Genomic DNA, 7,725 nt, shown 5'->3' on the forward strand with positions numbered 1-7,725 from the left:
CATTCGCCAAGCAGAACAGAAAATTCTATTGGTTTAGTAATTGAAAAAAAACGAAATCATTTGGATGTAAAAGACGGATTGCTTTGGTTTTGCGATTCGTGCAATCACAAACTTCACGAAGTATATTTTGAGTTGAACAATATTGAAAATGATTTCCTTACACATTTCAATGATTTTTATTCCTCTGAAGAAAAAAGAACTTGTGAAAAATGCGGAACGGTTATGGAAAGCAATCCAAAATTTGTAAAATAACCACATCTATATTCTATTCTCTATAATCTATACTCTATTTTCTATTCTCTATACTCTAAATTCTAAAAGTTAAAATCAATTTATTACCTTTGTATAAAAATAACAAAATCATTTAAAAAAGTTAAAAATGTCAACAATAGCCTCACAATTTGGAATGCCTGAAGCATTAAAAGCACTTGGAATAAAAGAAATTAATGACGGAACCTCAACGGGTTCTAACAGTTTTTCATCTGGAGAAATAATTGAAAGTTATTCGCCAGTTGATGGTCAATTAATCGGAAAAGTTAAAACAACCACAGCTGCTGATTACGAAAAAGTAATGCAAAGTGCTACAGCTGCATTCAAATCGTTTCGCGCAATGCCAGCACCTCAACGTGGTGAGATTGTTAGACAATTTGGAAATAAATTAAGAGAATTAAAAGAACCACTTGGAAAATTAGTTTCCTATGAAATGGGGAAATCGTTACAAGAAGGATATGGTGAAGTACAAGAAATGATTGACATTTGCGATTTCGCCGTAGGTTTATCTCGACAATTGAACGGACAAACCATTCCGTCTGAACGTCCTGGGCACGTAATGAGAGAACAATGGCATTCTATTGGAGTAGTAGGAATTATTTCTGCTTTTAACTTTCCAGTAGCGGTTTGGGCTTGGAATACGGCATTAGCTTGGATTTGTGGTGACGTTTGTGTGTGGAAAGCTTCAGAAAAAGCACCTTTATGTTCTATCGCTTGTCAGAATATTATTGCTGATATTTTAAAAGCAAATCAGTTACCAGAAGGAATTTCTTGTATCATTAACGGTGATTACAAAGTTGGTGAAATGATGACAACAGACGTAAGAATTCCATTAATTTCTGCTACGGGTTCTACCAGAATGGGAAGAATTGTTGGTACTACTGTGGCACAACGTTTCGGAAAATCTTTATTGGAATTAGGTGGAAACAATGCAATTATTATTACACCAACTGCCGATTTAAAAGTAGTAGTTCCTGGTGCGGTTTTTGGAGCGGTAGGAACAGCTGGACAAAGATGTACTTCTACAAGACGATTAATCATTCACGAAAGTGTATACGATAAAGTAAGAGATGCCATTGTGGGCGCTTACGGGCAATTAACGATTGGGAATCCGTTAGATCAGAAAAATCATATTGGGCCGCTTATTGATACTGATGCAGTGAACACGTATTTAGCCGCAATTGAAAAAGCTAAAGCTGAAGGCGGAAAAGTATTAGTTGAAGGTGGCGTTTTATCAGGTGAAGGATACGAATCTGGATGCTATGTAAAACCAGCTATCATTGAAGCTGAAAATCATTTTGAAATTGTACAACACGAAACGTTTGCTCCTGTTTTATATCTAATGAAATACGAAGGCGAAGTGGAAAACGCTATTGAAAAACAAAATGGCGTGGCACAAGGTTTATCTTCAGCTATTATGACAAACAGTATGAAAGAAGCAGAGAAATTTTTATCTTTCGCGGGTTCCGACTGTGGAATTGCAAATGTAAACATCGGAACTTCTGGTGCAGAAATTGGTGGTGCTTTTGGTGGTGAAAAAGAAACGGGTGGCGGAAGAGAATCCGGTTCAGATGCTTGGAAAGTGTATATGAGAAGACAAACCAATACCGTAAACTATTCGGATCAATTGCCATTAGCGCAAGGTATTAAGTTTGATTTATAATGTAGCGAAACATCCTGCAAGGTTTTAAAAACCTTGTAGGTTTTTTAAGGAGATACCTACAAGGTCAAAAAGACCTTGCAGGAAATAGAAAAACCCCTGCAAATTTTTTGTAGGGGTTTTTTAGTTTTGTTGACAAAATTTCTTGCGAAATGTTTACGTGTATTTACTACAAAATTCGCAATCTTGAGAAAGGGCTGTTGTGTATAGTTTATCCTCTCGTAACTAAAAAGTTTTCTACAGTTTCATTTTCAAATTCTATAATTAAACTCCCTGTGTCAATTCCAAAATGTGCATATCCCAAATAATACCTGAATGATTTTGGAGTAGAAAAACTACTATCAGGTTTTCCAAGTAACTTTACAATTTGATTTTTTGACATTCCAACTAACTTGTGATTATTTCTCAAACTATTCATCATATCCCATCGTATGGACCAATCATTCTCATTATCCAACTTGGTTGTTTTCCATTTATTTGAATCGAATTTTTCACCCGATATTTTTCCACGTAATCCTATTCCACAAAATAGAAGAATTACTATAGTACAAATTATGAAAATATATGTTTTTTTCATTTTAGCAGGATGTTTTTAAATTGTTTAGAATTCAATTATATGCAATATAAAACTTCGTATATAAACAAATATTTTAGTAACTATGCGAAGTTTTGTCTTGTTTTTTATTATTCAAATCTATTAAATATTATTTAAGTATAATAAAAAAACCTGCAATATTTTTACAGGTTTGTAGTATCATATTGCCAAATCGGCAAATTAAAACCCTAATTATTCAATAATAAATTTCTTATATACTTTTTTTCTGTTCCACTCAATAGATAATATATAGATTCCAGAAGATAAATTTTGATAATATAAGGTGCTGTTATTTTCTAAAATAAATTCTACAGTATTGTAAATTAAACTTCCATTAACTGAAAACACTGTAAATTGCACGTTAGTATTTACGGTATCTGAAAACAAAACCTTTAAAATTCCGTCTGTAGATGGGTTTGGATACAAAAGTACACCTTGGTTATTTTCATCTTCAAAATTGATACTATCACTTAACGTAGCATCAAATATGGGTAATTTTACATAATTGCCTCCTAAAACCTCAGCGGCTTCACTTTCAGACATACACAACCAATCTTGCATCACGGTGGTATAAATTTGTCTGTAATCAAACTGCATTGGAATTTGATCATTTACTGCAGCATTTGTTGGTAAAACAGGAGAAGTTCCTATCATTCCAGGAATTGGGTGCGTCGTATTTGCCACTTCATGAGGACTTGTGTTTAGTGCGCCACCAAAGAAAATAACTGGCGCTGCCGAACCGTGGTCTGTACCTTTACTTGCGTTACTTTTAATTCTTCTACCAAATTCACTAAACGTCATCCCAGTCACATCATTATCTTTACCCATATAGGTAATTTCTTGATGAAACGCACCAATAGCTTGAGACAATAAGGTCAAATTTATAGCTTGAGAACCTTGCGTTTTATCAGTACTATCTACCTGATTTTCGTGTGTATCGTGAGTATTAGGATGATTTACAATATAAACTGGAGTTTGTAATCCTCCATTAATAAGTTTGGCAACAATTTTTAACTGGTCGGCCAATTTGTTACTTGTTGGATAAGTAACTCCCGAGTTCAATGCAAAATTATAAGCGGTTTGAATCACATTTCTATACACATTACTTTGGTCTTTCATTAATCGAAGAAAAGTAAGTTCGTGGCCATAATCTGAATTTGGCGAAGGGTCTGTAATACCATTAATAACATTAAGTAACGCATTTGGATCTGGAGCACTGTAACCCATATTCATATTTGGTCCTTGCAATGAAAAAGGCAACGTTGACCCAATTTGTATGGCTAAAGGATGCGGCATTTCAGGCGAAGGATAATCCATTGGATAATTTGGATATTTGATATCTAATGCCCTTCCAAGCCAACCGCTATTTAAATTCTGATTACTTCCAGATGCCGTAAACCAAATATCAGTTGCTCTAAAATGACTATAATTTGGATTGGGATACGATACCCCCTGCACAATCATCATTTTTCCATTATTGTACAGATTTTTCATTTCTGTCATAGCAGGATGTAATCCCGTAGTTGCATTATTATTTAAAGTTAATACACTACTTTCAGGCATTAATATATTAGCACGCGCATTAACTAAATTACTCCATTTGTCTAATGGGAAAACCGTATTTAGCCCATCATTACCACCATTTTGCTGAATAATAACTAATATTTTACCACAGTTTATGGCAGAAAGTGCCATTTTTTCTAATGTTACACTATCAACTTCCGAAGATGCCATAACTGGAATCCCATTAAATAAAAGTGGCGTTGTGGCTAAAGCAGTCGTTTTTATAAAATTTCTTCTTTTCATAACAATTACATTAGTTGATATTCTGAAAGTTGCGTAATAGCAAGTAACAAACTTTTTAATCTTGTTTTTACGATACTTGTAAAACCGGCATTTGTTGGATTGTTAACATAATTGCTCCATGCACCGGACCAGTAATAATTTTCTACTTGATTTGATAATAGATTCTGTACTTTCAAGTTGTTTTTTACGGAACTGCTTAAATCAATAGGAAGTAAATATTTCACACATTCGTTTACTAATAAATCTGGATCAGAAATTACTGCGGGTGCAAACTGAGAAACCCATGCAATCACATCTACTTCAATTCGTGTTGTTAACCCACTATATGTTAAATTAAAACCATTAAAAATGGCATCAATAAATGCAGCTCTTTTTTGTACCGTATTAGAATTAATCCAATACTCGTGAAAATTTGGATTTTGATAATAGGCTGGCCATCCTGCAACATTTGGAATGGCTCCCATTGTTTGATCCATGGTTAGTAAATAACGACTACTTATGGCGCTCCAAACAGAATATTGCGCAAAATGATTTGTTTGGTCAGTTACGTTATAATTGATATTAAAAGTACGAAGCGAACCAATAACTAAATCGAAAGGTGATTTAATATACACTCCATAATTTGCCATATCATAAAAATGCTGACTTTTAAATAATTTATCTAAAACAGGTGCAATTTCCCAATTATTAGCAACAAAATGTTGTGCTAATGGCACAATAACATTCGCTTCTATATTGGCATCAATGTCATAATATACAAAATAACGGTACAATCTTCTACAAATGTATTCGGATACGACTTGCGATTTAGAAAATATCATATCGATAAATGCATCTAATTCTGCACTACCATTATTTGTAATTGTAGTATTATTAAAAAAAGCTGAAAATTGTTTTGTACTCGTATTGTGTTGCGTTGAAACAAAGCTTGTTGTAGTTGGATGTGTATTTAAATTTTGAACACGCCAACCCGTAAGAATTTTTGCTGCTGCCACCACATCAGCTTCTGTAAACTGACTCAAAGGATCTTTACCAAGCGTAAAAAGCTCCATTATTTCTCGAGCAAAGTTTTCATCAGGCGCACTACTGGTATTGGCTTGATTATTTAGATAATACATCATCGCAGGTTGTGTGGCTACATTTCGTATTAAAGTTTTAAAATTGCCTAAACCATTGGTTCTAAAATTTTGAATGTATTCGTGAGATATTCTTGCTGAATTTGTATTACAGTAGGTATTTTGAGAAAGTCTAACCGTATTAAAATCAACAGGAATAAAATGATACCAAAACCAAGTCATTTTCTCTCTTATATTGAGTTGTTGGTTTAATGCCAAGCCCAAATTCCATGAAGCAACGCTATTTATTCTATAAATATTTGTAGTGTTTCCAATACTTGTTGAATTAAAGGCGTGTTGTGTCCAGTTACTACCGTAAGGGATATTTCCCTCATCAGCAAAAACATTTTGATAGTAGTTAACTGGTGGATTTGGTTGTGTATTTGGGACTGTTAATAACGAATTGACACTCGAATTAAAACCCGCTTGTACTAACCCGTTAACATCTGAAAACTTAAAACCAAATTGTGTTCTTCGTAATAAATGTAAAACCGAAGCCGTATTCCAAGCACCAGCATATGGCGTTAAACCACTTGTGATGTTACCTATTCTATTGGTGTCAGCATTCGCTTCAATAGATTGGTACCTTCTTAAACCGTAGTTTTTTCTTTTGTATTTTTCAAAAAGAGGATCTTGACTTTCTTCTCTTCGAAGGAATACTTTTTTAAAAAGATTTCTTCTCGAATATTTTTTTTCCATACCCTATACTTAACACATTAATTATTAGACTATTAATTCTTAAAATAGTTTAATATTTTTTATAAAAATACAAAAAAAATAATTAAAATAAAAACCCTGCAAATAAGGTGTTTACAGGGTATTAAATCTCTAAAATCCTGACAGGTTTTTGAAACCTGTCAGGATTAATACGATACATTAACTAATTACTTCGTTTTCTTCACATACTGCGTTAAAATATAAATATTTTGGTTTTCTACTCTACCTTCAATCAGGTTTGCATCGTCCCAAACTACTTTTATATTATGTACTGCTGCGCCTCGTTTTGCAGTAAACGTAGCACCTTTAACATCTAAATCTTTAATTAAAACTACTGAATCGCCATCTTTTAAAATGGCACCGTTGCTGTCTTTATGTACAATTTTATTTTCGTCTTCCTCTTCACCTTCGCCTGTAGCTTTTGCCCATTCTAAGGCTTCTTCGTCTAAATACATCATTTCTAAAGTATCGATATTTTTTAAACGCGCTAACATGCGCCAAGATAAAATTTGAACTGGTAAATTTTCGTTCCACATACTATCAGATAAGCCTCTCCAATCATTTGGATTCATAGTATCTGGGTTTTCCACTTGATCTTTTAATTGCTTGGTCAACAAAACCGAATGAGCCAAACTTTCTTCTGTATAAGGTGGTAACGTGTACACCACTAAATCCAATTCAGCACCACTAATTTCACATTTTGACTCGCTTCTGTCTTTTAATTTTCTTTCAATTACACTCATTATTTCTGTTTTTATGGCTGTTATTTATTCCTAATTTTGGGCAAATATATGAATTAATTTCTTCCTATTTCATTTGGATATAATTCTGAAACCAACTCACTTTGCCAGTACGTTTTAGAGGCACAATCCATTATGGTTAACACGCCTAAAAAAGCAGCTCCAGTATCTAAATTCCATACAGAATTTTTACAAAGCGGCGGCACGATTTCAGTTTTAGAAATAGGTGTATGACCTATAAATATTTCAGAATAAATTTTTAATCTTTTTGGATATAAAGGAGAGTTTTTATCCATAGTTTCATCTAAACACAATGCCATTTCCCAAAGCGTTCTATCCCAATACATTAATTTTGGAAAAAATTCCTGTGAAACGCCATTCATATTAGTAAAACCCGCATGAATGAACAACCTGTTTTCAGTATCTAAATAATAATTTCGTAATGATTTTAAAAAGGTAATGTGTTGCTGTTTTGTTGCTTCTGAAACAGTGTTGTAGGCATCTATAGTAGCTTTGCCGCCATGTTTAAACCATAGTTCTTCTTTTATGTTTTCATGTCGATTTTCTAACCAATCCAAAAGCAATTCATCATGATTTCCTTTTATAAAAATACATTTTTGTTGTTCCGATAAGGCAATTAAAAAATCTAAAACGCCTGGCGATTCGCTCCAACCATCTACGTAATCTCCTAAAAAAATTAACGTATCATCTGCTTTTATTGCTGCTTTTTGTAGCACTTGAATTACTGCTTTTAATCCGCCGTGTATGTCGCCAATGACTAAGGTTCTGCTCATTTGTTTATTTTAATTACGGTTACTAAGG

At 33.4% G+C, this 7,725-nt stretch carries 7 protein-coding genes; 2 read left to right on the forward strand and 5 right to left on the reverse strand.

Translation table 11 applies throughout. From position 1 onward, the window contains the following. Both ABWO04_RS08580 and amaB read left to right on the forward strand, forming a co-directional pair. Positions 1-252 (forward strand): cupin domain-containing protein (locus tag ABWO04_RS08580; protein WP_502903978.1); only part of this gene is annotated, 252 nt, incomplete at its 5' end. A gap of 127 nt (positions 253-379) precedes the next feature. Then, positions 380-1,933: an L-piperidine-6-carboxylate dehydrogenase gene (gene amaB, locus ABWO04_RS08585; protein WP_353079152.1), complete on the forward strand. Its 1,554-nt coding sequence runs from the start codon at positions 380-382 to the stop codon at positions 1,931-1,933. 208 nt (positions 1,934-2,141) lie between these two features. Here the strand turns inward: amaB and ABWO04_RS08590 are convergent, their stop codons facing one another. The 5 genes from ABWO04_RS08590 to ABWO04_RS08610 form a co-directional block, all read right to left on the reverse strand. Further along, positions 2,142-2,507, reverse strand: a complete 366-nt coding sequence (locus tag ABWO04_RS08590) for a hypothetical protein (protein ID WP_353079154.1) — start codon at positions 2,505-2,507, stop codon at positions 2,142-2,144. A 210-nt stretch (positions 2,508-2,717) separates the two neighbouring features. After that, positions 2,718-4,331 carry a T9SS type A sorting domain-containing protein gene (locus tag ABWO04_RS08595; protein WP_353079156.1) on the reverse strand — a complete coding sequence of 538 codons (1,614 nt, stop codon included), beginning with the start codon at positions 4,329-4,331 and terminating at the stop codon, positions 2,718-2,720. Positions 4,332-4,336: 5 nt separating this feature from the next. Then, entirely contained in the window at positions 4,337-6,145 is a 1,809-nt protein-coding gene (locus ABWO04_RS08600) for a DUF1800 domain-containing protein (protein WP_353079158.1), read from the reverse strand. Positions 6,146-6,330: 185 nt separating this feature from the next. Further along, positions 6,331-6,906, reverse strand: coding sequence for a PhnA domain-containing protein (locus ABWO04_RS08605; RefSeq protein ID WP_353079160.1), 576 nt, complete (start codon positions 6,904-6,906; stop codon positions 6,331-6,333). A gap of 53 nt (positions 6,907-6,959) precedes the next feature. Next, the gene (locus tag ABWO04_RS08610; RefSeq protein WP_353079162.1) at positions 6,960-7,697 is read right to left on the reverse strand and encodes a metallophosphoesterase family protein; all 738 of its coding nucleotides are present in this window, start codon (positions 7,695-7,697) and stop codon (positions 6,960-6,962) included. Positions 7,698-7,725 lie beyond the last annotated feature (28 nt).

This window comes from Flavobacterium sp. (assembly GCF_040382755.1).
GTDB lineage: Bacteria > Bacteroidota > Bacteroidia > Flavobacteriales > Flavobacteriaceae > Flavobacterium.